The organism is Gordonia sp. McavH-238-E (assembly GCF_022348225.1).
In the GTDB taxonomy this organism is placed as follows: Bacteria; Actinomycetota; Actinomycetes; order Mycobacteriales; family Mycobacteriaceae; genus Gordonia; species Gordonia terrae.
This window is the reverse complement of the sequence record NZ_JAKRFE010000002.1, coordinates 187,100-210,367: the sequence shown is the minus strand read 5'-3', so window position 1 is coordinate 210,367 and position 23,268 is coordinate 187,100. Positions and strand designations below refer to the sequence as shown.

Here is a 23,268-nt window from a genome sequence, read left to right as displayed (position 1 = left end):
CCGTGCGATCCGACACGGTGCGCCGAACGTCGTACTGCCGGCTGTGCGCGTCGTCGTGCGGCGTGCTGCTCGACATCGAGGACGGACGCATCCGGGACGTGCTGGGCGATGCACAGCATCCGATCTCCGGCGGGTACACCTGTCCGAAAGGCCGCCGCGGGGCAGACCTCACCCATGGGTCCGGCCGACTGACCACGTCGATGCGGCGCACCGCCGACGGGCGGCACGAGCCGATCGCGGTAACCCTCGCGGTCGCCGACATCGCCGCGCGCCTCCGGCGGATCGTCGACGAGCACGGGCCCGACGCGGTCGCGCTGTTCTGTGGGACGCAACAGAACTTCGCCGCCCTCACCCCGCCGTCGGCGCGCGCATGGTTCCGCGGGACCGGCTCGCACAAGCTCTTCTCCACCATGACCATCGACCAGTCCGCCAAATGGGTTGTGGCCGAACGGATGGGCACCTACCTCGGTGGGCGTCAGCGGTTCGCCGAGGCCGATGTGTGGCTGCTGATCGGCACCAACCCCGTCGTGTCCGGCAACGGTGGTGACGGGGACGGCGCGGTCGTGCAGAACCCGGCGACCACCCTGCGGCGAGCACGTGAGCGCGGACTCACCCTCATCGTCGTGGATCCGCGACGCACGGAGACCGCCGCCCTCGCCGACATCCACCTCGCGCCCCGACCCGGCACGGACGCGGTGATGCTCGCCGGACTCCTCCACGTGATCCTGGCCGAGGGCCTCCACGATCCGGCCTTCTGCGGCCGTCACGCCGCAGGTCTGCCCGCCCTCCGAGCGGCGGTCGGTGGAATCACTCCCGCTGTCGTGGAGCGGATCTGCGATGTCCCGGCGCAGAACGTGCGCGCCGCCGCACGTGCTTTCGGACGGGGAAGCCGGGGGATGGCCACCAGCGGGACCGGACTGTGTATGGGTCCGCACTCGAACGTCGCCGAGCATCTCGTAGCCACCCTGAACGTGGTGTGCGGACGGTACCTCCGCGAAGGAGAACGCGCAGATGATCGTGCCGTGCTGACCCGGCATCTGCCCGCTCGAGAGGAGGTCGCCGCACCGGCCAGGGCGTACGAACGAGGTTTTCGCAGCAGGGTCGGCGGTGTGCGTGCGATCCGCGGCGAGTTGCCTTCCGGCATCCTCGCCGACGAGATCCTCGAACCGGGCCCGGATCGTGTTCGCGCACTGGTCGTCTCGGGCGGGAACCCCGCGGCCGCCCTGCCGGACCGTGCGAAGACGTTGCGCGCGTTGCGTTCCCTCGACCTGCTCGTGTGCATCGATCCCTTCATGTCGGACACCGCCCGCCTCGCGGACCACGTCATCGCCCCCACCACGATGTACGAACGCGCCGATCACACCGCGGTCATGGAGCCCTTTTTCCCGCGTCGCTTCGCACAATTCACGTCCCCGGTCGTCACACCGCCGGCCGGGGTCGTCGACGACTGGCGGTTCTTCTTCGACCTCGCGGCCGCCTCCGGGCAGCCCTTCAAGTTCGCCGGACGGATACTGGATCCCTCGTCCCCGCCCACGTCCACAGAGCTGTTGGCGATGATGACCGAGCGGGGGCGTCTGCCGTTCGACGAGCTGGTCTCGGCCGAGCACGGTCGGCTCGTCGGGGACAGCGGCACCGTCGTCGCGCCGCCGACCCCGGAGGCGGCCGGTCGGCGCCTCGAGTTGATGCCCGACGATGTCCGCGCCGAGCTCGAGGACGCGCTGCAACCGTCGCCGGTCGCGGGCGACTTCCCGTTCCGGCTGGTGGTGCGGCGAATCCGGGAAGCCGTCAACTCCACCGGAATCCGGGTTCCCGGACTCGTCCCGGGCGGAGGGAATCCGGCTCGCGTGCATCCCGATGACCTCGAACGGCTGGGGGTGGCCGACGGCGCACAGGTCGTCCTGCGGTCGGCTTCCGGTTCCCTGCGCGCCACCGCGCGCGCCGATCACACCCTCGCGCGGGGTGCCGTCTCGATGACCCACTGCTTCGGCGGGGTCGACGGTGACGCTGCCGGGGTCAATGTCAACAACCTGACCGGGACGCTCGATGGGGTGCAGACGATCAACGCCATGCCGACGCTGTCCGCCGTTCCCGTCGCGATCGTCCCGGCCACCGAGGAGGAGGGTTCATGACCGGCGGAGCACACTCGACGGTGACCGTCGGGCGACGGATCTGCCCGTTGTGCGAGTCGACCTGTGGGCTCGTCGTCGAACTCGCCGGTCGGAGTGTGACGGGGGTGGCGCCCAACCCCGACGATGCGCTCAGTGCCGGACACAGCTGCGCGAAAGGGCTCGGGCTGGGCCGTATCGAGAACGACCCGGACCGCATCCGCACCCCGCTCCTGCGGACGCCGTCCGGGGACTTCCGAGCAGTGGGCTGGGAGGAGGCGTTCGCCGAGATCGGCCGCAGGCTGCCGGAATTCGTCGCCGACGACCCGGGCAGCTGTGCGATCTACCACGGCAACCCCGCGGCCCATCACCTCGACGCCACCTTCTACCTCGGCGAACTGATCGCCGCCGTCGGGACCCGCAATGTCTACTCGCCGGCCAGCGTCGACACCTGGCCGAAGAATCTCGCCCACATGCTGCTCTACGGAACCGGCCTCGGACTGAGTCTGCCCGACCTCGACCGTACCGACCACCTGTTGATCCTGGGCTCGAATCCCATGGTGTCCAACGGGAGTACGGTCACCGCGCCGGGCATGCACGAGAGATTGCGCGCGTTGCGGGAGCGGGGTGGCACCCTCGTGGTCGTCGACCCGGTACGTACCCGGACGGCCGAGATGGCCGACATACACGTCCCGATTCTCCCGGGCACCGATGCACTCTTCCTGCTGGCGGTCCTGGCGGTGATCGCCGAGGAGGGGTTGGCCAGACCGGAGCGGATTCCCGAGGTCGTCGACGGCGTGGACGAGGCACTGACCATGGCCCGGGAGTTCTCACCCGAATCGGTGGCGGACGCCTGCGGAATCGATGCCGAGACCATCCGGGCGGTGGCCCGGGGGTTCGCGACGGCCCCGTCCGCCGTGGCGCATTCCCGGATCGGCACCTGCATGCAGGAGTTCGGCACACTGGCGAACTGGCTCGTGGAACTCCTGACGATCGTCACCGGCAACCTGGATCGTGCGGGCGGCGCGATGTTCTCGCTTCCTGCCGCGGGCGGACCGAACACGTGGCCGGTGACCCGTCCACCGAAGCTCATGTTCGATCGGTGGCGATCGCGTGTCCGTGGCCTCCCAGAAGCGTTGGGCGAGTTGCCCGCGGTGTGTTTCGCCGAGGAGATCCTCACCCCGGGGCCGGGGCGGACACGGGCGCTGGTCACCATCGCGGGGAACCCCGCGCGTTCGCTGCCGAACAGCGGTGCGGTCGAGGCCGCCCTCGCATCGCTGGAGTTCATGGTGTCGGTGGACTGCTACCTCAACGAGACCACCCGGCACGCCGACGTCATCCTGCCACCGCCGCCGCTGATGACCCGCGGACACCACGATGTGACGTTGTCGCACTTCCAGATCCGCAACGTCGCCCGCTACACCCCGCCGCTGCTCGCCCTCGGTGACGACGAACTCGCCGAATGGCAGATCATGCTCCGGCTGGCCGCCATCGCCCAGGGGACCCCGAACCGGACCGTGGCGGAGACGGACGACGCCGTCGCGGCGGTGGCGGTTCGCCGGGCGGCGAAACTGTCCGGACGCGACCCCGGCGTCGTCGAGTCGGCGGTCGCCGGACGGACGGGGCCCCAGCGTCTTCTCGACCTGCGCCTGCGTAGCGGGCCGTACGGTGACCGGTTCGACGACGATGGGGGAGGGCTGAGTCTGGCTCTCCTGGAATCGAATCCGGACGGGATCGACTTCGGTCCGCTGCAGCCGCGGCTGCCCGGTGTGCTGCGCACCCCGAATGGTCGGATCGACCTGATGCCCGAGTTGATCACCGCCGACCTGCCGCGCCTGCGGGCGGCGTCGATGGCCTCCCGGGGACTGGTGCTCATCAACCGCCGGCAGCGGCGCGGGATGAACTCGTGGTTGCACAATGCGCTCCCGCAGAACGACGACGGACAGTGCGCGTTGCTGACGAGCCCGCGCGACGCCGTCGAGCTCGGGGTCGTCGATGGAGACCTCGTCGCGGTGACCTCGTCGACGAGCACCGTGGTGGCGGAGATCCGCGTCGACGACGCGATGCGCCCGGGCGTGGTGAGCATGCCACATGGCTGGGGTCACCACGGTCCGGGCCTGCGGACCTCGCGCGCGGTGGCTGCCCCCGGCGCGAACTACAACGCATTGGTGACCGAGACCGGGCATCTCGACGTCCCCACCTCGTCGCCGGTCTTCAACGGCATACCGGTGACGGTCACCCTGATGAGCGAGGAGAAGCGCTGATGCCCTATGTGGTCACGCAGAACTGCTGCAACGACGCGACATGTGTCGCCGTCTGCCCGGTCGATTGCATCCACCCGACGCCCGCCGAACGCGAGTACACGCGGACCGAGATGCTCTACATCGACCCGGGGACGTGCATCGACTGCGGCGCCTGTGCCGACGTCTGTCCGGTCGACGCGATCGTGCCCGGCGACTCCACGGGGCCCGATGTGGATCGCTATCTCGAACTCAACGCCGACTACTTCCGGCGGAATCCACGAGACGCCCCGGCAGGTGCGCACGTGCAACCGGTCCCGGTGGCGATCGCGACCGCCGGGGTGACGGATCCGCCGCGGGTGCGGGTCGCGATCGTGGGGTCGGGTCCGTCGGCGTTCTACGCCGCCGAGGAACTGCTGGCGCGCCGGGACATCGACGCCGAGGTCACGATGTTCGAGCGGCTTCCGGTGGCCGGCGGGCTGGTCCGGTTCGGGGTCGCGCCCGATCACTGGCACACGAAAACCGTGGATCGCGTCTTCGGGCGCACCGCGAGGCGCGACGGGTTCACCTTGCATCTGGGTGTCGAGGTCGGCCGCGACGTGACACTCGACGAGGTGGCGGCCCATCACCACGCGGTCATCCACGCCTCGGGCGCCTCGGGGGACCGGCGGCTGGGGATCGCCGGCGAGGACCTCCCGGGCAGCCACTCCGCCCGCGAGTTCGTCGCCTGGTACAACGGGCATCCCGACCACGTCGATCGATCCTTCGACCTGTCGGGTGAGCGTGCCGTCGTCGTCGGCAACGGCAACGTCGCGCTGGACGTCGCGCGGATACTCGTGTCCGATGTGGAGGCACTGCGGCGCACCGACATCGCCGGACACGCGCTGACCGCTCTGGCCGGCAGTGAGATCAGGGAAGTGGTGGTCCTCGGTCGGCGCGGGCCCGAGTACGCAGCCTGCACCACCCCGGAATTGATGGCACTCGGTTCGTTGCCCGGGGTCGACGTGATCGTCGACCCGCCGGTGTCGGCGGGTTCGGAGGCATCGGCGAAACTGCGTCTCCTGGAGGAGTATTCGCGACGTGTACCGGTGCCCGGGAACAAGCGGATCGTGCTGCGGTTCGAGGCGACGCCGCTGGAGGTCATCGGATCCGACCGCGTGCGCGGTCTGGCCACGAGCCACACCGCGTCCGGGGAGCGCACCCAGATCGACTGCGGCCTGGTGCTGCGCGCGGTCGGCTACCGCGGGCTCCCCATCGACGGCCTCCCCTTCGATCCGGTGTCGTCGACGGTCGTGAACGTCGGAGGTCGTGTGGTTGATCCGGCGACCGGTTCGCCGGCGCCGGGGCAGTACGTCGCGGGCTGGATCAAGCGCGGCGCGACCGGGGTGATCGGAACCAACCGGTGGTGTGCGGTCGAGACCGTGGGTTCCTTGCTCGATGATCTCCGCGGTGGACTGCTGCCCGAACCCGTCGGCAGCGGTGACGATCTGACCGCACTCGTGCGCGAGCGATGTCCGAAGGTGATGGACGGGGCCGACTGGCGGGCCATCGACAGGTGGGAACGCCAGGAGGGACGCGCGGCCGGGAGGCCACGTGTGAAAGTCGTCGATGCCGAGGCGGCGGTGAACATCGCCCGGACTGCCCGTCTGTCCGGTGTTCCGGGATGAGCGCGCCGGCCCGGCAGGTCCACACCTTCTGCCGCATCTGCGAGCCCGGGTGCGGGCTGCTGGCCACGGTCGACGCCGATCGCATCGTGGGATTGCAACCGGACCCGGATCATCCTGTACACCGCGGCTTCTCCTGCCACAAGGGACCGCACTACCTGGATGTCCATTCCGATCCGGATCGGGTCGATCACCCGCTGCGACGAGTCGGGACCGGCGACCGCCGGGACGGCGACTTCGAGCGTGTGTCCTGGGGCGAGGCGGTTCGCGACATCGCCGACCGGCTCGGCGCCATCCGAGACAGGTACGGCCGCAATGCATTGGCGGTGTACCAGGGCAACCCATCGGCGTTCAACGGTCTCTACTATGCGAACGCGGCGCGGATCGCGCGGGGGTTCGACACGCGGATGAGGTTCAGCGCCGGGACCCAGGACACATCGGCCAAGTACGCGGCGAGCGAGGCCGTCTACGGCGCGTCGATGGCACACCCGATTCCGGACCTGCTGCACACCCACTACTTCCTGTGTCTCGGGAGCAATCCGCAGGTCTCCCACATGACGTTGATCCACATCTCGGATCCGATGGCCAAACTGCGCGCGATCGCCAAGCGCGGCGGGACAGTGCTGTTCGTCAATCCGCGCCGCATCGAGTCGTCGACGCCGGAGACCGGCGACGTGCTGCTGATCACCCCGGACACCGACTTCTACTTTCTGGCCGGGCTCCTGCACGAGATCGTGTTCCGGATCGGATTCGACCGTGGCGCAGTCGAACAGCATGCGCGGGGGATCGACGATCTGCTCGACTTCGTCTCGCGCTACCCGGTGGAGCGGGTCGCCGGGGTCACGGGAATCCCCGCCGAGACCATCGCCCGGGTCGCCGACGAGTTCTGCGCCGCACCGAGTGCGAGCATCTACATGGCCACCGGCGTCAACCAGGGCAGGCTGGGCACGCTCGCCTACTGGATGCTCACCATGGCCAGTCTGTTCTCCGGGAACCTCGGACGCCGCGGCGGCAACATCTACTCGCGAGGCGTCGCCGACGTCGTCCAGAACTCCCGGCGCCGGCGCGCGGACCCGTTCTTCTCCGGTCCGCTCGGGGAGATCCGCACCGTCGGAGGGGATCTCCCCGCCGCCATGCTGCCGGACTTCATCGAGCGCTCCGACGACCCGATCCGTGCCCTGATCGTGGTGTCGGGCAACCCACTCCTGTCGGTCGGCGGTGGAGACCGGTTGCGGCGTGCCCTGGAATCGCTGGAGTTGATCGTCACCGTGGACCTGTATCGCACCGTGACGGGCGAGATCGGGGACTACATCCTGCCTGCGACGGACTGGCTCGAGCGCGAAGACGTCAACTTCCTGAACACGATGGGGGTGGCGATGGAGCCCTACGTCCAATACACCCCCGCTGTCGTCGCGCCGGTGGGGCAACGGCGTGACGACTGGTGGATTCTCTCGCGCATCCAGCAGGAGATGGGTGTACCGAGCCTTCTCGACGACCCGGAGGCCGGCCCTCTCGCGGCGATCGACGCCGTTCTGCGGGAAGCGGACCTGTCCGTCGAGACGCTCAAGGACAAACCATGTCAGACCGAGGTGCTTCCGGAAGCGGTGCCCAGCGATGTCTTCGACATCGCGGTGCAGCACGACGACGGCCTGATCGACTGCTGTCCCGATCTGTTCCGTCGGTCTTTCGACGATGCCGAACGGATCCTCGAGGGTCTCGTGGCGGAGCCGGACGACCAGCTCAAGCTGATCACCCGGCGCAACCACTTCATGGTGAACAGCTGGCTGCACAATCTCCCGGTTCTGAAACAGGGTGTCCATCAGGACAATCCGCTGTGGATGAACCCCGTCGACATGCGCCGGCGCGATCTCGTGGACGGCGACGACGTCACCGTGCGCAATCTCCATGGCGCTCTGCCGGCCGTGGTCGTCGGGGACGACACCCTGCGCGAAGGCGTGGTGGCGATGACCCATGGCTGGGGCCAGGACCGGGCGCGCGGTCTCGACGTGGCCCGACGCCATCCGGGGGTGAACGTCAACCAACTCGCGCCGTCCGGGGCGAAGGGGTACGACCCCCTCAGCAACCAATCGCATCTCACCGGGATCAACGTCGAGGTGATCCGCCGCTGATCGCGGTGCGGGGTTGCCAACATAACCGAATGCTTTTAGATTAGTCGGTGTGATCCGGGACACCTTCGATCGGTGCGGCCCGGGCCGCCCCGCGCGCCTGACCGAGTCGGCGACGTCCACACCCAAACAGGAGGCTGTACATGAGCGGAACCGTCGTCGACGCACTCGGATACTGGGCCCGCACGGTGCCGGACCAGGCCGCGATCGACTTCGCCGGCGATGTGGTCACCTACCGCGAACTCGACACCTGGGCAGACGGGGTCGCCCACGACCTGCGGTCTCGCGGCGTCGGAGTAGGCGACCGGGTGAGCTATGTCGGCGTGAACTCGCTGGAGTGGTGTGTCGCCGCCCTGGGCGCCATGAAGGTGGGTGCGATCTCGGCGCCGTTCAACCAACGCATGCTCGCCGGGGAACTGACGGTCCTCGTCGACGACTGCGACCCCGCGGTCGTGTTCTGCGACGCGGACCTGCGCTCTCGTGTGGAGGAGGTGCGCAGCACCCGCGACACGTTCGTCATCGCGGAGTTCGAGGCCGATGTGCGACCGCTGCGCGGCGTCGCGCACCCGGCGTATCGCAGCCCGGTGGTCGAGTTGTCGGACCCCACGGCGATCGTGTTCACCAGCGGGACAACGGGTAAGCCGAAGGGGGTCGTGTTCACGCACGCGACGATCGCCGGTGAGATGCACGAATGGTCACTGATGGAACCGATCCAGCAGAACGGCCTGCGCCCCTTGCTCGTCCTCCCGCTGTTCACGGCCGCGGGCATCATCTGGGGGATCTCACGCACCGTCCTGCACGGCGGGACGTTGCTCCTGCAACCCGGATTCGATCCGGAGTCCGCGCTGCGGGTCCTGATCGGGAGCCGGGCAACGACTCTCACCGGCCCACCGATCCTCTTCGAGCAGATCTCCCGGGTGGCGGGCTTCGCCGATGCCGATCTGGCCCACCTGACCACCGCGCACGTGGGCGGCGCGCGTGTGCCGTCCGCGCTGGTGGGTGTCTGGCTGGACCGCGGTGTCCAATTGCGGCAGATCTACGGGCAGACGGAGATCGGTGGATCGGCCTCGGCGATGCCCCGTGCGGAGGCGGCCGAGCATCCCGACAAATGCGGATTCGGCGGCATCTTCACCAAGATCCGTGTCGTCGACGCCGACGGGAACGACTGCGCCCCGAACTCCGTCGGGCAGATCCTGTTGCGGGGTCCGGGCATGATGCCGGGGTATTGGCGTAATGAGGAGGCGACCCGCGCGGCACTGATCGACGGTTGGCTGCACACCGGCGACCTCGGCACACTCGACGAGAACGGCTATCTGACTTTCGTGGATCGTCTGAAGGACATGATCATCTCCGGCGGTCTGAACATCTCCCCGGTGGAGATCGAACAGGTGATCAACCGGATCCCCGGAGTCGAGGAGGTGGCGGTGATCAGCGTTCCCGACGACAAGTTCGGCGAGACACCCGCGGCGGTGGTCAAAAAGGTCGAGGGCCTCACCGAGGTCGACATCGTCGAATTCTGCAACCGCAACCTCGCGGACTACAAGGTCCCACGGTACGTGGTCTTCGTCGACGAGGGTCTCCCGCGAATGCCCAGCGGAAAGATCTCCAAGCGGCAGCTCCGGGATACGTACTCCGATGTCCCGCAGACCTATCCGAAGGTCAGGTGAGGTCGTGGATCGCGCGGAACGGGTCGCGGTCGTCACCGGGGGCGGGCGGGGCATCGGCGCCGCGATCTCGCGACGACTGGCTGCGGAAGGGCATGCGGTTGCGGTCAACTACGCCTCCGGCGCGGCGGCGGCCCAAGAGGTGGCGGGTGAGATCGTCGCGGCCGGCGGACGCGCGGTCGCCATCCGTGCCGACGTCTCGGATGCCGCTCAGGCGGAGAAGCTGATCGCCGAGGCGGCACGGGTGCTCGGCCCGCCGACCGTGCTCATCAACAACGCGGGGATGAATCTCGCAGCGTCGGCGCGCAAGCAGTCTCCACACGAGTGGGACCGGGTCATCGGCGTCAATCTCAGCGGTGCGTTCTACTGTGCGCACGCGGCTCTACCTGCCATGTACGACGCCGGGTGGGGTCGGGTCGTCTTCCTGAGCAGTCCGTCCGGCGGGCGGCGACCGTCGCCGGGGATGAGCGCCTACTCGGCCGCCAAGGCCGGCCTCGTGGGGATGACCCGTTCGCTGGCGCAGGAGGTCGCCCGCCGCGGCATCACCGTGAATGCCGTCATGCCGGGGTTCGTCGAGACCGACATCATCGCCTCGGGTGGCGAGAACGCGGCGGCGAACCTGGCCGCGCACTGGCCACGTGTACCCGCCGAGTCCATCGCTGCGACAATCTCCTTCCTGGTCGGAGAGGACGGCCGGCACGTCTCCGGCGAGGAGGTCGGAGTCTGGCTCGGTGGGCCCGTGGGGGTCTGACCGCAGTCGGCTACCGCCGGTGCTGCGCGGCCGCGGCGTCGGCTTCCGCGCGGTAGTTTCGCGGCCACGCCTTGCCCAGGGTGAGGCCGCCGTCGACGATCATGTTCTGTCCGGTGATGAAGGAGGCGTCGTCGGAGACGAGATAGCCGATGGCACCGGCGATGTCGTCTCCCTCACCCGCCCGGGGGACGGGTTGGAACGATGCGAGCCCCCGGCGTACGGTCTCGATGCTGGCGTCCAGGTCGTCACCGTCCAATCCCGCACCGCTGCCGACGATCCGGGTGGCGACGCCACCGGGGGTCACCGCGTTGACGCGGATACCGAACTCGGCCAGTTCGCGCGCCGCGCTGCGGGTCAGCGCGAGAACCGCGGCCTTCGCGGCGCCGTACGGGTGGGGGCCGAACCCCGTACGCAACCCGGCCACCGACGAGACGTTGACGATGGTGCCGAATCCTTGGTCGCGCATGACACGCGAGGCATGTTTGGTGCCGAAGAACGCGCTGCGTGCGAGCACGGCGAACGCCGAATCCCAGTCCTCGGCGGACGTGTCGGCGATGTAGGTCCAGTTGCCGACCCGGCCGGCGTTGTTGATCATCGCGTCCAGACGGCCGAAGCGGGTGGTGGCCTCCTGAACCGCTGCAGCGACATCGTCTTCGTCGGTCACGTCGGCGTGGATGTGGACCGCGCGGTCGCCGAGAGCGGCCGCGACGGCCACGGCGCGCTCGTCATCGATGTCGGCCACCACCACTCGCACGCCCCGGGCTGCCAGCAGGCCGCAGGTGGCTGCGCCGATCCCGCTGGCGCCGCCGGTCACCACGGCGACCTTTTCGTCGAGTCCGTTCATGGCGTTGGCCCTTTCCGCGAGTGCTCCGTGGTCTTCGATCTTGAGGAATTAATCTAAAGACATTAGCCTGAATTCGAGACGTGCACCACGGAATCGGGCGCGCCGCGAACGCGAGGAGAATGCCGCATGCCGGATGCGATCGTGACCGAGAGGCCCCGCCCGGGCGTTCTGCTGATTCGGCTCGACCGGCCGGACGCGTTGAACGCGATGAATGCTCGGTTGGTCGAGTCCTTGCACGAGGTGCTTGCGGAGGTGCGCCACGACTCCGAGACGCGCGCGATCGTGCTCACCGGAAACGGCCGGGCCTTTTGCGCCGGGATCGATCTGCGCGGTTATGGCGAACCACCCGGCGCGCGAGAAGGCGAGGGACGGGCGCAGGCCGGCATGCGGGTGCAACAACACATCGCCTCACTGATGGAGGCGTTCCGTGGGGCTCGGCCACCGGTGATCGCCGCTGTCAACGGGGCCGCCGCCGGCGGAGGGATGGCCCTGGCGCTGATGGCCGACGTCCGGATCATGTCCGACACGGCATCCATGCATGCCTCGTTCATCAACCGCGGGCAGTCGAGTTGCGACATCGGGGTGAGCTGGTTGCTCCCCAGGATGATCGGGTTCGCCCGGGCCGCCGAGATCATGCTCACCGGGCGACCGGTGGACGCCGCCGAATGCGAGCGTGTGGGCATCGTCTCGAGATCGGTTCCGTCCGAACAGATCGTGGACGAAGCCATCGGCATCGCGGAGAACGTCGCGCGGAACAGTCCATTCGGGGTGTGGATGACCAAGGAAGTGATGTGGTCGAATCTCGAGGTCCCGAGTCTCCGCGCGGCGATGGACCTGGAGAACCGGACGCAGATCCTGGCGGCGATGACCAGAGACCATCGCGAGGCGGTCCTGTCATTTCTCGAGAAGCGGCCTGCGGTCTACCGGAATCACTGAGCAGTCATCCCTGCCGGAATCACTGGGCGACAACGGTATCGGCGAGAAGTAGCAGAGAGGCAGTGGTGGCATGAAGGTCGGTGTGATGGCCGGGTACTGGGGAGCGGGACCGCCGCGGCGGATCGAGCAGACGCTCGCCGAGGCCGAGGCGCTCGGCGTGGACAGCTTCTGGACCGCGGAATCGTATGGGTCCGACGCCTTGACGCCACTCGCGTGGTGGGGCTCGCGGACGTCGACCATCGCGCTCGGCACCTCGGTGTGCCAGATGGCCGCACGCACTCCCACCGCGCTGGCGATGGCCGCGCAGACGATCGATCATCTCAGCGGGGGTCGCCTCATCCTCGGCATCGGGGCGTCGGGCCCCCAGGTCGTCGAAGGTTGGTACGGCACCCCCTATCCACGCCCGCTGGAGCGCACTCGTGAGTACGTGTCGATCATGCGTGCGGTGTGGGCGCGGGATGAACCGGTCACGTTCGACGGCAGGCACTTTCAACTGCCGTTGGACGGGGGCACCGGGTTGGGGAAACCGTTGAAGTCGATCGTGCACCCGCTTCGCGCCGACATCCCGGTGTACATGGGTGCCGAGGGACCGAAGAACGTGGCCCTCGCCGCGGAGATCGCCGACGGCTGGACACCGCTGTGGTTCTCGCCGAAGACCGACGGGTTCTACCGTGCCGCGCTGGCGGACGGGTTCGCCCGCGAGACCGCGCGCCGGACGGCCGACGACTTCGAGATCGCCAACGTGTGCTGGCTCGTGGAGGACGACGATGTCGAACGGGCGGCCGCGCGGTTGAAGCCCGTGGTCGCTCTCTATGTCGGCGGGATGGGCGCCAAAGGGGCGAACTTCCACAACGACGTCTTCGTCCGCATGGGATGGGGAGAGGTGTGTGCCGAGATCCAATCGCTCTATCTGGCCGGCCGCTCCGATCTCGCCGCCCAGGCGGTGCCCACCGCCATGGTCGAGGACGTCGCACTGGTGGGGCCGGTCGACAAGATCTGCGAGGACATCGTGACCAGGTGGAAACCGACGTGTCTGACGACGTTGATCCTGGGCGGTTGGCCGCGGCGCGAAGAATCGAGGAACCGGATTCTCGAGGCCGTCCGGGCCTGAGGCCGGTCCAGTCGCTGCCCCTGATCCGGTTGCATAACAATGCAACTGCTTCGTGAGGTGCGATGACGAAAAACCACGAACCAGCTGCTGCCTCATCCGAAAGAAGCGCCCCCATTGCTCCCTGAGGAGCGCCCGGAGCTTGCGGAGGGCGCGTCACGAAGGGTCTTCCACCAGGACCCTTCGTGACGCTCGCAAGCTCGCTCCTCAGGGAGCATTGGGGTCGCTGCTTTCGGATCGGGGAGCGACGGCCGCGATTTTCCCGGTCTGGCACAAAACAAATGCCTTTAGGTTAATGTTCGCAGGGTCACTGTCCTTTTCGGGTGCAATGCCCGGTACCGAAGGCGAAGGATCTCATGAGTCAGACCACATCATCGGCGAGCCGGGACAACTCCCCGGCGGCGCCACCCACCACGCCCGAGATGTCGAAGAAGGCCGGCCGGGCTGCGTTCGTCGGGACACTCTTGGAGTACTACGATTTCAGCCTCTACGCGTCCGCGGCCTCCGTGGTGTTCGCGAGTGTGTTCTTCTCCGGATCGAGTCCGCTCCTCGGCACCTTGCAGGCGGTGGGGACGTTCGCCATCGGTTTCGTCGTGCGCCCCGTCGGTGGTGTCATCCTGGGCAGCCTCGGAGATCGGTACGGCCGCAAGCGCATCCTGGTCCTCACACTCGTCCTGATGGGCGCGGCGACCATGCTGGTCGGTGTGCTGCCCAGTCACGGCCAGATCGGCTGGCTCGCTCCGTTGATGCTGGTGATGCTGCGGGTCGTCCAAGGTATCGGGGCCAGCGCCGAGTACGGCGGCGCGACCCTTGTCGCCGTCGAATTCGCGCCGCAGCGCAAGCGCGGCCTGCTCGGGTCGCTGCCCGGTATGGGCGCGGCGCTCGGCGGTGTGCTGGGAACGAGTGCGCTCCTGCTCTGCTCGACGGTCATGTCCGAGGACGTGTTCATGAGCTGGGGTTGGCGTATTCCGTTCCTGTGCAGCGGTTTCATCCTCGCGTACGGGTTGTGGTTGCGCCGATCGCTGCCCGAGACGCCGGAGTTCCATCGGATCGAGGACACCGGCGGCCCGGCGCGGACCCCGGTCCGTGACGTCATCAACCAGCAGCCGATGGCGTTGCTCGTGGTGATGGTGATGGCCATCGGGATGACCGGTATCGGCTACTTCTACCTCGTGTTCATGGGCACCTTCGGTGCCAATCAGCTCGGGCTGGGCAGTAGCGACATCCTGATCGGTCTGATCGCCGCCCAGGTGGCGAACGCGCTGTTGATCCCGGTGTTCGGCGGACTGTCCGATCGCGTGGGACGGCGGGTCATCATCATGGGCGGGTTCGTCTACAGCGCGGTGTTCGCCTGGCCCGCATTCTGGTTGCTCTCCGAATACGGGTCCTCGGCGATGTTCTGGCTCGTTCTCGCCCTGGGCAACGGGCTGGGCGTGGGCATGGTCTTCGGGCCGATGGGTGCCTATGTGACCGAGTTGTTCCGGTCCCGGCATGTGTTCAGCGGACTGGGGCTCGGCCGGGAAGCCGGAAACGCGCTCGGCGCCGCGATCGTGCCGCTCGTCGCGGTGCCGCTCGCCTTCGACGACACGACCGTGTGGCTCAGTGTGTTGCTCTGCGCCATAGCCCTTCTCGGCCTGGCGGCGGCCTGGTTGTCGCGGGTGGGTCCGGAGGTGGGCGCCGACGCGGCCCTCACATCCGGAGATCCTGGTCGAGGAACTCGATGAGTCCCTCGCTGAGGACGTCGTTGTCGTCGCCGCTGACCATGTGTCCGGCGCCGCCGACATCGATCTGACGGGCGGTCGGGATCAACCGGAGGAGGTCGCGTGCGTTCTCCGGGCTGACCACGTCGGACTGCGCACCCCGGATCAGCAGCGTGGGTACGGTGATCGCCCGCGCTGCTGTCCGCGCCTGCTCCTCGCGAACGCCGGCCTGCTCGGGGCTGTTGGACCGGTCCGCCATCATCCGCGGGTCCCAGTGCCAGTACCACCGCCCGTCGCGTCGTCGCAGATTCTTGCGCAGCCCGTCCGGTCGCGGGGGCCGGCGGCGGTGCGGGTTGTAGGCCGCCACCGCCGCGGCGGCGTCGTCGAGCGAGTCGAAGCCCGCCAGGCCGTCCCGCATGAAGGTCGAGATCTTCTCCAGTCCCGCCGGTTCGGCGCTGGGTGTGATGTCGACCAGGACGAGGCCGCGGGCGAGCGTCGGGTCGGCTCCCTGCGCGATCAGCGAGGCCATCCCCCCGAGGGAGGCGCCGATGAGGACCGGGCGGGTCTCCATGGCCGCGACCACCGCTGCCAGGTCCCGGGCGTGCGCGGCGATCGAGTAGTCACCGTCCGCCGCCCAGTCGCTGTCCCCGTGGCCCCGGGCGTCGATCGTCATCGCGGTCCAGCCGTGTTCGGCGAGCCGTTGTCCGGTGCGCTGCCACGAATGCCGCGTCTGGCCGCCACCGTGCATGAGGAGCGCGGTCCCCGCCGCAGGCAGCTCGCGTGGATCCCAGCGATCAGCCGCCAGGGTGACACCGTCCCCCCGCAGGCGGATGGCGCTTGTGGTGTCGGACATGGACGTTCCCTCCGTCGATGATGCACGCATCAAACTAACGGTATAAGTTTTATTGACAAACGACAACGGAAGGGGCTCCAGGGGTGAACCGTCCCGAAGGCACCGCGGCGTCGAACCGCTGGGCGGTCGCGGCCCTCTGCTTCGCCGTGACGACGATGTCCGTCCTGCAAGCCGCGGTCGTTCCGGTGATCCCGACGATGTCGACGCAACTGGGGGTCGGACCCGCCGAGATCGGATGGGTCCTGACCGCCAACCTGCTCTCGGCGGCGATCTGTACGCCGGTGCTCAGCAAGCTCGCGGACCGCCGCGGGGGACGACGCGTCCTGATCGCCATCCTCGTCGTGGTCGTCCTCGGTTCCGTCCTGTGCGTAGTGGCCGCGAACCTGCCGCTGCTCGTGATCGGGCGTGTACTGCAGGGCTCCGCGTTCGCCATCTTCCCGATCGGCGTCGCGGTGCTCCGCGAGACCTCCGACCACCGCAGGCTCGCGCACGCCATCGGGCTGATGTCGGGGATGATGGCGGGCGGCGCGGGGCTGGGGATGGTGGCCGCCGGCGTGCTGGTCGCGGGCGACGGACCCTACCAGCGGGTCTTCTGGATGTTGCTGACGCTGAGCGTCCTCTCGCTCGGCTGGGTGTCCGTTGCGGTCCCCGCGACGCCGGGCGCGGCAGTGCCGGGCCCGGGGGCCGACGTGGCCGGTGTGCTCCTGCTCGCGATCGGCCTCTGTGCGGTGTTGCTGGCACTCGCCGAAGGCCCGCGCCGATCGGCCGGGCTCGCCGTCGGAGTGGGTCTCGGAGGCGTGGCGTGCCTCGGGCTCTGGTGTCTCCACGAGCGCCGGGCGGGTGCGCCCCTGGTGCCGCCCAGGGCGCTGGCCGGACGGCGGGTGACTCCCGCGCACATCGCCGCGGCGCTCGTGGGAGCGGCGATGTACTTTCAGTTCCTCGGTATCGCGCAGTTCGTCCAGGCAGAACCGGATGTCGCCGGTTACGGTTTCGGGGCGAGTGTGCTGGCGGCGAGTGTGGTGTTCCTGCTCCCCGGCGCCGGCGCCGGGTTCGTCGCCGCCGCGGTGAGTGGGCGACTCATCCACCGGTTTCGCGGAGACCGGGTCCTCGCGGCGATGTGCGTCATCGGTGTGATCGCGTTCGTGCTCCTCGTCCTCGCCCGCGACCGGCCGTGGCAGCTGATCGTCGCGGCCGTCGTGGTCAACGTCTTCGTCAGTGGCTCCTACGCGGCACTGCCGTCCTTGTTGACCGACGCGGTACCGGCGGCGGACACGGCGGTTGCCAACGGTGTGAACGCGATCGCGCGGATCGTCGGCAGCTCGATCGCGAGTGCGACGGTGGCCTCCCTCTTCGCGACCCTCACGGTCACGGGCGGAGCCCACCCGTCGGAGACGGCGTACGGCCTGGTCTTCGCACTCGGTGGCGCCGCCGCCGGAGCCGCAGGCGTCGTCGGTCTGATGTCTCGTCCAGGACGGCAGGGTGCCGAGACCGCGGCCACCGCTGCGATACATCGGACAGAAGATGTCAGCTGTTGACCTAATGGCGTTCGGTTATTAAGGTGTACTGTGATCCGCTTCACAGGCGGCGCAGTGGTGTGGTCCGCGCTGGTCCGCCGCGATTTTCTCGAGGAGAACTGCTTTTCATGACAATCACAGAACAAGCCACCGATCCACTCGCCACCGTGGCCGATCGCGACCAGGTGTTCATCGGCGGCCGGTGGGTCGACTCGTCGGGTGACGAGTGGATCGAGGTCGTCGACTCGTACTTCGAGCGCACCGCCGCACGCGCACGGGCCGCGACCGCCGACGACATGGCACGCGCGGTCGAGGCGGCGCGGACCTCGTTCGATGAGGGGACGTGGGTGCGCACGCCGATCGCCGAGCGGGCCGCGGTCATCGACACCATCGCCGACCGGCTGGAGGCGCGGGTTGCCGAGCTGACGACGCTGGGCATCGTCGAGGTCGGCGTTCCGGTTCCGGTGAGCGCGATGACGCAGCAGATGACGGTGGGGTTGTTCCGCGCGGTCGCCGAAGAGGCCCGCAAGGTGAACCTGCGCGAGGATCGGACGCGCGCCGACGGCGGGATCTCGCGCATCCTCAAGGAGCCGAGCGGAGTGGTCGCCGCGATCATCCCGTGGAACGGTCCCATCGGCACGATTGCGTTCAAGGTGATCCCGGCACTGGCGGCGGGTTGTTCGGTCGTGCTCAAGACCTCGCCGGAAGCTCCGCTGTCCCCGTCGGTGTTCGCCGACGTGGTCGGTGAACTCGTCGACGAGGGCGTGATCCCCGAGGGCGTACTCAGCGTCCTCGTCGCCGACCGCGAGGTCTCCGAATTGCTCGTCACCGACCCGCGGGTCGATCACATCACCTTCACCGGGAGCACCGCGACCGGTCGCCGGATCATGAACCTCGCCGGCGACCGGGTCGCGAAGGTCTCCCTGGAACTCGGTGGTAAGTCGGCGGCCATCATCCTCGACGACGCCGACCTGAACACGGTCATGCAGAACCTGCCGATGGCCGGGTGTCTGCAGTCCGGCCAGGCCTGCATCGCCCTGACCCGCGTCCTGGTCTCGGCTGCGCGACACGACGAGGTCGTCGAGGCCTACAAAGCGGCACTCGGCATGATCCCCATCGGAAACCCCTGGGAAGAAACGAATTTCCTCGGCCCGTTGACCTCGGCGCGTCAGCGAGACCGCGTGGAGGGTTACATCGAGGCGGCGCGCAAGGAGGGCGCCGAGATCGTCCATGGGGGTGGCCGCGTCGGCGACCAGGGCTTCTTCGTGCAACCGACCCTTGTCGACAACGTACGCAACGACATGACCATCGCGCAGGAAGAAGTCTTCGGTCCGGTGATCTCGATCATCACCTATGAAGACGAGGACGACGCCGTGGCCATCGCCAACGACTCCGAGTACGGCCTCTCGGGTGCGGTGTTCACTTCCGACGTCGAGCATGGATTCGAAGTGGCGCAACGTATCCGGACCGGGACGGTGAACGTGAACGCGTCCGTCATCGACTTCACGCTGCCGTTCGGCGGCTATAAGCAGTCCGGCGTCGGACGTGAAGGGGGCCCTGAAGGGCTCGACGAATTCTTCGAGCTCAAGACGGTCCATCTCCCGGCGCCGCAACCGGGGGCCTAGAGCAAACCCCTCCCGCATGCCGAGACGGCGTGGCGCCTGCCACGCCGTTTCGGCATGCCTGCTATCTGTCATGTCTTCGCGAGACTTGCTCGGTTTCCGTAAAGCTCTGTCGCAAAGCAACTCTCGAATCTCCGAGCTGCTGACAAATATCGCTTGACGTCTCATGTCTTTCGGCTTACGGTGGGGACCGAGGGTGGCGGGCGTCACATCAGCGAGATGTTCTTCTCGGGCACCTCATCCCCGGATCCGGCGGCACCGCGTTGTCCGCGAATGCCTTTCGAAGATGCCGGTCCGTTCAACGAGAGCAAGGAATCGAAACTCATGAAGCTTGAAGGCAAGGTAGCGCTGATCACCGGCGCGGGTTCCGGACTCGGTAGGCAGTCGTCGCAGCTCTTCGCCGGCGAGGGTGCGAAGATCGCGGTGGTCGACATCGACGCCGATCGTGCCGAGCAGACCGTGAAACTGGTCGAGCAGCAGGGTGGCGACGCCATCGCCATCACGGCCGACGTCGCGGACAAGTCCGCGATCACCGCCGCGGTCGATCAGACCGTCGAGCACTACGGCAAGCTCGACATCGCCTGGGCGAACGCCGGAGTCGTCTCCCGCGGCGGTGTTCCCAGCGTCGCCGGCGGCGAGCAGGTCGACTTCGAAGACCTGACCGAGGAGGACTGGAACAACGTCCTCGGCGTGAACCTGAGCGGCGTGATCTTCACCGCGCAGGCTGCGGTTCCCGCGCTCAAGCGCAACGGTGGCGGTACCATCATCGCCACCTCGTCGGCGGCCTCGTTCGTCGCCTACCATCAGATCGCGCTGTACTCGGCGACCAAGGCCGGGGTCAACGGTCTGGTCCGTGGCCTCAGTCTCGATCTGGGTCCCTACGGGATTCGCGTCAATGGCATCGCGCCGGTTCATGGCATGTCGCCGAACTTCCTGATGCCTGCCGGCTCTCCGGTCGTCGGGCAATCGTACGAAGAGGTTGCCGGCCCGTGGGATCCGTACGTGTCGCCGATCCCGCTGAAGCGCAATCGTCCCCCGTCACTGGTCGACAACGCGAAGATCGCCCTGTTCCTCGCGTCGGATGACTCGGCCTACATGTCCGGTCAGGTGATCGGCTCGGGCGACGGCGGAACGCTCTCGCGCGTGGGCATGTGGTTCCCGGAGGACCTCGACCAGAAGAACCCGAACGCCTAGTCATGTCCCCCCAGCCCAGCACCCTCACCGTGGATCGCGTGGCGTGCGCCGGGCATGGCCTCTGCTACGGGGTCGCCCCCGATCTGATCGATGCCGACGATCAGGGCGACCCCGTGGTGCCCGACCGCCCTCTCGAGCAGGACGAAGCAGCCCTGGCCAGAGATGCCGTCGCCATGTGTCCAGAACGCGCACTGGCGCTGCAGACCATCGAACCCACCACACCCAAGGACTAGTGATGACAACTACGGAACGGTCCCGCGAGGATGTCACCGTCGACTTCGACGTGTACGACCAGTCCATCGCAGCCCCGATCGATCGATTCCAAGAACGTGCGGCAGAACTCGCCGCGAAGGGTCCTGTCGTGTACTCGCCTCTGTACGGCGGGCACTGGATCGTCACGCGCTACAACGAGATCCATGAGGTCTTGCGTGACGCGGAGACCTTCTCCAGCTACCCCAACAACCTCGTGACCAACGAGGCCTTCGGGAAGTTCATCCCGATCGAGCTCGATCCCCCGGAGCACACGGGTTATCGCAAAGCGTTGCAGCCCCTGTTCGGTCCGGCGCGGATGAAGAAGCTGACGGATGAGATCCGGGGCGTGGTCAACGACCTGCTCGACGGTTTCGCCGCGAAAGGCGAGGCCGAGTACATCTCCGCGTTCGCCCACGAGCTACCGGCCCGGATCTTCCTGGCGCTCATGGATTGGCCCATCGAGGACGCGCCGCTGTTCACCGAGGCGACCGACGTCGTCCTGTTCGGCAAGCCCGGCGGCACCGAGGAGGAATCCCTCGAGGCGCGCGGCATCGCCGGCATGCAGATGCTCGGCTACTTCCAGAAGATGGTCGACGAGCGGCGCGCCAACCCGGGTGACGACGTCACCTCGCAGCTCATCCACACCGAGGTGGAGATGCAGGACGGGCTGCGTCTGCTCACCGACGAAGAGCTCAATCGCATGTTCTTCCTCCTGCTCATCGCGGGACTGCACACGGTGCAGGGCTCGCTCGCCTGGGCGATCGTCCACCTGGTGAACAATCCGGATCAGCGTCAGGGCATCATCGACGACCCGGACATGATCCCGACCGCTGTCGAGGAGATCCTGCGCATCGAGGCCGCCGTCGTTCCCGGACGCCGCGCGACCCGCGACGTCGAACTGGGCGGGGTGACGATTGCCGAGGGTGAACAGCTCATCCTGATGCTGTGCTCGGCCAATCGTGACGGGGACGAGTTCGACGATCCGGAGGCGCTGGACCTGACCCGCAAGCCGAACCGTCACCTGGCCTTCGGCGGAGGCGCGCACCGCTGTCTGGGTTCGCACCTGGCGCGGATCGAGCTGACGATCGCTCTCGAAGAACTGCATCGGCGCATCCCGGACTACGAACTCGTCGAGTCCGATCCGCCGGTGTTCCATGCCAGCCAGGTCCGCGGGTGCGTGCGGATGCCGATCCGGTTCACGCCCGAGTCCTGACCGGCCGGTGGTGTGCCGGCCACCGAATCGGCCGGTGCGGCGGGTTGCCTCTCACCTCCCCGCCGCACCGGCTCACCATCGGATCGCCTCCGCTGATTGCCGGTTAAAACTTATTGCTGTAGGTTTAAGGAGTGTCGCCCCGGCCCGGGCGAGCACTGTCCCACTCGCAACAACCGCTCCATCACGGAGGGAATCATGACCACTTCGCTTCCCCGTCAGGATCGAATCCGTCGCGCGCTCGAGCATCTGCGCAACGAGACGACCGACGAGTTCGACGACATCGTGCAGTTCGAACCCGACGAGTTCACCGACCCGGTGCTCGCCAAGGACGAGCGCGACCACATCTTCGGCCGCGTGCCGTCGATCGTCGCGCACGGAAGTGAGATCTCGCGGCCGAACGACTTCGTCACGGTGCAGATGCCGCGCAACAACATCATCGTCGTGCGGCAGAAGGACGGCAGCGTCCGGTCTTTCGTGAACCTGTGCCGTCACCGCGGGGCGATGTTGGAGCAGAGCGAGAAGGGGCGCTGCCGCATCTTCTCGTGTGGCTACCACCGGTGGTCATACGATCCGGACGGTTCGCTCCGGACGATCACCCGCGACTCGACCTTCGGCGAGGTGGACCGTAAAGAGCACGGCCTCATCGAGATCCCCACCGAAGAGCGCCACGGATTCATCTGGGTCGTGGACAACGCGCATGCGGAGATCGACGTGGCGTCGTGGCTGGGTCCCGACATCGATCCGATGCTCGCCGAGTACGAGATGGACAAGCTCGTGTGCTTTCGGGCCGGCGGATTCGACGAACCCACCAACTGGAAGATCATGCAGGACGCGTTCCTGGACGGCTACCACATCCAGTACGCACACCCGAACACCGCCGGGAAGATCATCCACACCAACGTGATGGCCTTCGAGGACTTCGGCCGACACTGCCGGTTCATCGCCCCGCGCAAATCGATCGACCGTTTCCTCGAAGAAGATCCCGGCGACATCCCACTCGACAAGTTCGTGACCGAGACGCACTTCCTGCTGCCCAACAGCACGTTGCTGCGTCAGCCGGACCATTTCCAGCTGCTGACCTTCCGGCCGCATCCCACCGACCCCACGAAGTCGCGGATGGAGCAGCGTCTCCTGGTGCCCAAGGTCGAGGACAGCGGCATGACGCCGGAGAAGTGGGACCGGATCTGGAACAAGAACTGGGAGATCCTGCTGGCCGTGTTGCACCAGGAGGATTTCCCCCTGCTGCGCGACTCGCAGCGCGGTATGGGCAGCGCCGATGCCGGTGACATGCTGCTCGGCCGCAACGAGATCGCGAATCAGGTCTTCCGCCGGGAGACCAAGAAGCTCGTCGCGCAAGGGCGTGCCGAACTGAACGCCTGACGAGGGGGTCGGGATCGGCGAAAGCCGGCCCCGGCCGCCACTGTCCGATTTATCCTATATGTGTTGGGCGGGTTCGGGATCCGCCGTGCCGCATCGAAGTCA

General features: G+C 67.8%; 17 protein-coding genes. 15 read left to right on the top strand and 2 right to left on the bottom strand.

The window, feature by feature from the left end; translation table 11 throughout:
* Positions 1-2: 2 nt before the first annotated feature.
* From MHN80_RS03335 to MHN80_RS03310, 6 genes are all read left to right on the top strand, one after another.
* The gene (locus MHN80_RS03335; protein ID WP_239399774.1) at positions 3-2,129 is read left to right on the top strand and encodes a molybdopterin-dependent oxidoreductase; all 2,127 of its coding nucleotides are present in this window, start codon (positions 3-5) and stop codon (positions 2,127-2,129) included.
* Positions 2,126-4,369, top strand: coding sequence for a molybdopterin-dependent oxidoreductase (locus MHN80_RS03330; RefSeq protein WP_239399531.1), 2,244 nt, complete (start codon positions 2,126-2,128; stop codon positions 4,367-4,369). Before MHN80_RS03335 ends, MHN80_RS03330 begins: the two co-directional genes overlap by 4 nt.
* A complete protein-coding gene (locus MHN80_RS03325; protein ID WP_239399529.1) occupies positions 4,369-6,012 on the top strand; it encodes an FAD-dependent oxidoreductase in 1,644 nt (547 codons plus the stop codon). Before MHN80_RS03330 ends, MHN80_RS03325 begins: the two co-directional genes overlap by 1 nt.
* Entirely contained in the window at positions 6,009-8,138 is a 2,130-nt protein-coding gene (locus MHN80_RS03320; RefSeq protein WP_239399527.1) for a molybdopterin-dependent oxidoreductase, read from the top strand. The genes MHN80_RS03325 and MHN80_RS03320 overlap by 4 nt, the downstream gene beginning before the upstream one ends.
* 140 nt (positions 8,139-8,278) lie before the next feature.
* The gene (locus MHN80_RS03315) at positions 8,279-9,802 is read left to right on the top strand and encodes a class I adenylate-forming enzyme family protein (RefSeq protein ID WP_239399525.1); all 1,524 of its coding nucleotides are present in this window, start codon (positions 8,279-8,281) and stop codon (positions 9,800-9,802) included.
* Positions 9,803-9,806: 4 nt separating this feature from the next.
* Positions 9,807-10,550 carry an SDR family NAD(P)-dependent oxidoreductase gene (locus MHN80_RS03310; RefSeq protein ID WP_239399523.1) on the top strand — a complete coding sequence of 248 codons (744 nt, stop codon included), beginning with the start codon at positions 9,807-9,809 and terminating at the stop codon, positions 10,548-10,550.
* Positions 10,551-10,560: 10 nt separating this feature from the next.
* On the opposite strand, the gene MHN80_RS03305 is transcribed toward MHN80_RS03310, so the two are convergent.
* Positions 10,561-11,394 (bottom strand): glucose 1-dehydrogenase, encoded by an 834-nt coding sequence (locus MHN80_RS03305; protein ID WP_239399521.1) that lies wholly within the window; start codon positions 11,392-11,394, stop codon positions 10,561-10,563.
* Between the two features lie 126 nt (positions 11,395-11,520).
* Between MHN80_RS03305 and MHN80_RS03300 the strand changes: the two genes are divergently transcribed.
* From MHN80_RS03300 to MHN80_RS03290, 3 genes are all read left to right on the top strand, one after another.
* Positions 11,521-12,330, top strand: coding sequence for an enoyl-CoA hydratase-related protein (locus MHN80_RS03300; protein ID WP_064569420.1), 810 nt, complete (start codon positions 11,521-11,523; stop codon positions 12,328-12,330).
* Between the two features lie 70 nt (positions 12,331-12,400).
* Positions 12,401-13,441: an LLM class F420-dependent oxidoreductase gene (locus MHN80_RS03295; RefSeq protein ID WP_239399519.1), complete on the top strand. Its 1,041-nt coding sequence runs from the start codon at positions 12,401-12,403 to the stop codon at positions 13,439-13,441.
* A 353-nt stretch (positions 13,442-13,794) separates the two neighbouring features.
* Positions 13,795-15,162 carry an MFS transporter gene (locus MHN80_RS03290; protein ID WP_064570001.1) on the top strand — a complete coding sequence of 456 codons (1,368 nt, stop codon included), beginning with the start codon at positions 13,795-13,797 and terminating at the stop codon, positions 15,160-15,162.
* Here the strand turns inward: MHN80_RS03290 and MHN80_RS03285 are convergent.
* Positions 15,128-15,991 carry an alpha/beta fold hydrolase gene (locus MHN80_RS03285; RefSeq protein ID WP_239399517.1) on the bottom strand — a complete coding sequence of 288 codons (864 nt, stop codon included), beginning with the start codon at positions 15,989-15,991 and terminating at the stop codon, positions 15,128-15,130. The two genes, MHN80_RS03290 and MHN80_RS03285, sit on opposite strands and share 35 nt — an antisense overlap.
* 83 nt (positions 15,992-16,074) lie before the next feature.
* Between MHN80_RS03285 and MHN80_RS03280 the strand changes: the two genes are divergently transcribed.
* From MHN80_RS03280 to MHN80_RS03255, 6 genes are all read left to right on the top strand, one after another.
* Positions 16,075-17,526, top strand: a complete 1,452-nt coding sequence (locus MHN80_RS03280; protein ID WP_239399515.1) for an MFS transporter — start codon at positions 16,075-16,077, stop codon at positions 17,524-17,526.
* Positions 17,527-17,633: 107 nt separating this feature from the next.
* Positions 17,634-19,130 carry an aldehyde dehydrogenase gene (locus MHN80_RS03275; RefSeq protein ID WP_239399513.1) on the top strand — a complete coding sequence of 499 codons (1,497 nt, stop codon included), beginning with the start codon at positions 17,634-17,636 and terminating at the stop codon, positions 19,128-19,130.
* 321 nt (positions 19,131-19,451) lie between these two features.
* Positions 19,452-20,321, top strand: a complete 870-nt coding sequence (locus tag MHN80_RS03270) for an SDR family NAD(P)-dependent oxidoreductase (protein WP_033204111.1) — start codon at positions 19,452-19,454, stop codon at positions 20,319-20,321.
* 2 nt (positions 20,322-20,323) lie between these two features.
* Positions 20,324-20,554: a ferredoxin gene (locus tag MHN80_RS03265; protein WP_004019462.1), complete on the top strand. Its 231-nt coding sequence runs from the start codon at positions 20,324-20,326 to the stop codon at positions 20,552-20,554.
* Positions 20,555-20,556: 2 nt separating this feature from the next.
* Positions 20,557-21,786, top strand: coding sequence for a cytochrome P450 (locus tag MHN80_RS03260; protein WP_004019461.1), 1,230 nt, complete (start codon positions 20,557-20,559; stop codon positions 21,784-21,786).
* A gap of 195 nt (positions 21,787-21,981) precedes the next feature.
* Positions 21,982-23,166 carry an aromatic ring-hydroxylating dioxygenase subunit alpha gene (locus MHN80_RS03255; protein WP_064570004.1) on the top strand — a complete coding sequence of 395 codons (1,185 nt, stop codon included), beginning with the start codon at positions 21,982-21,984 and terminating at the stop codon, positions 23,164-23,166.
* Positions 23,167-23,268 lie beyond the last annotated feature (102 nt).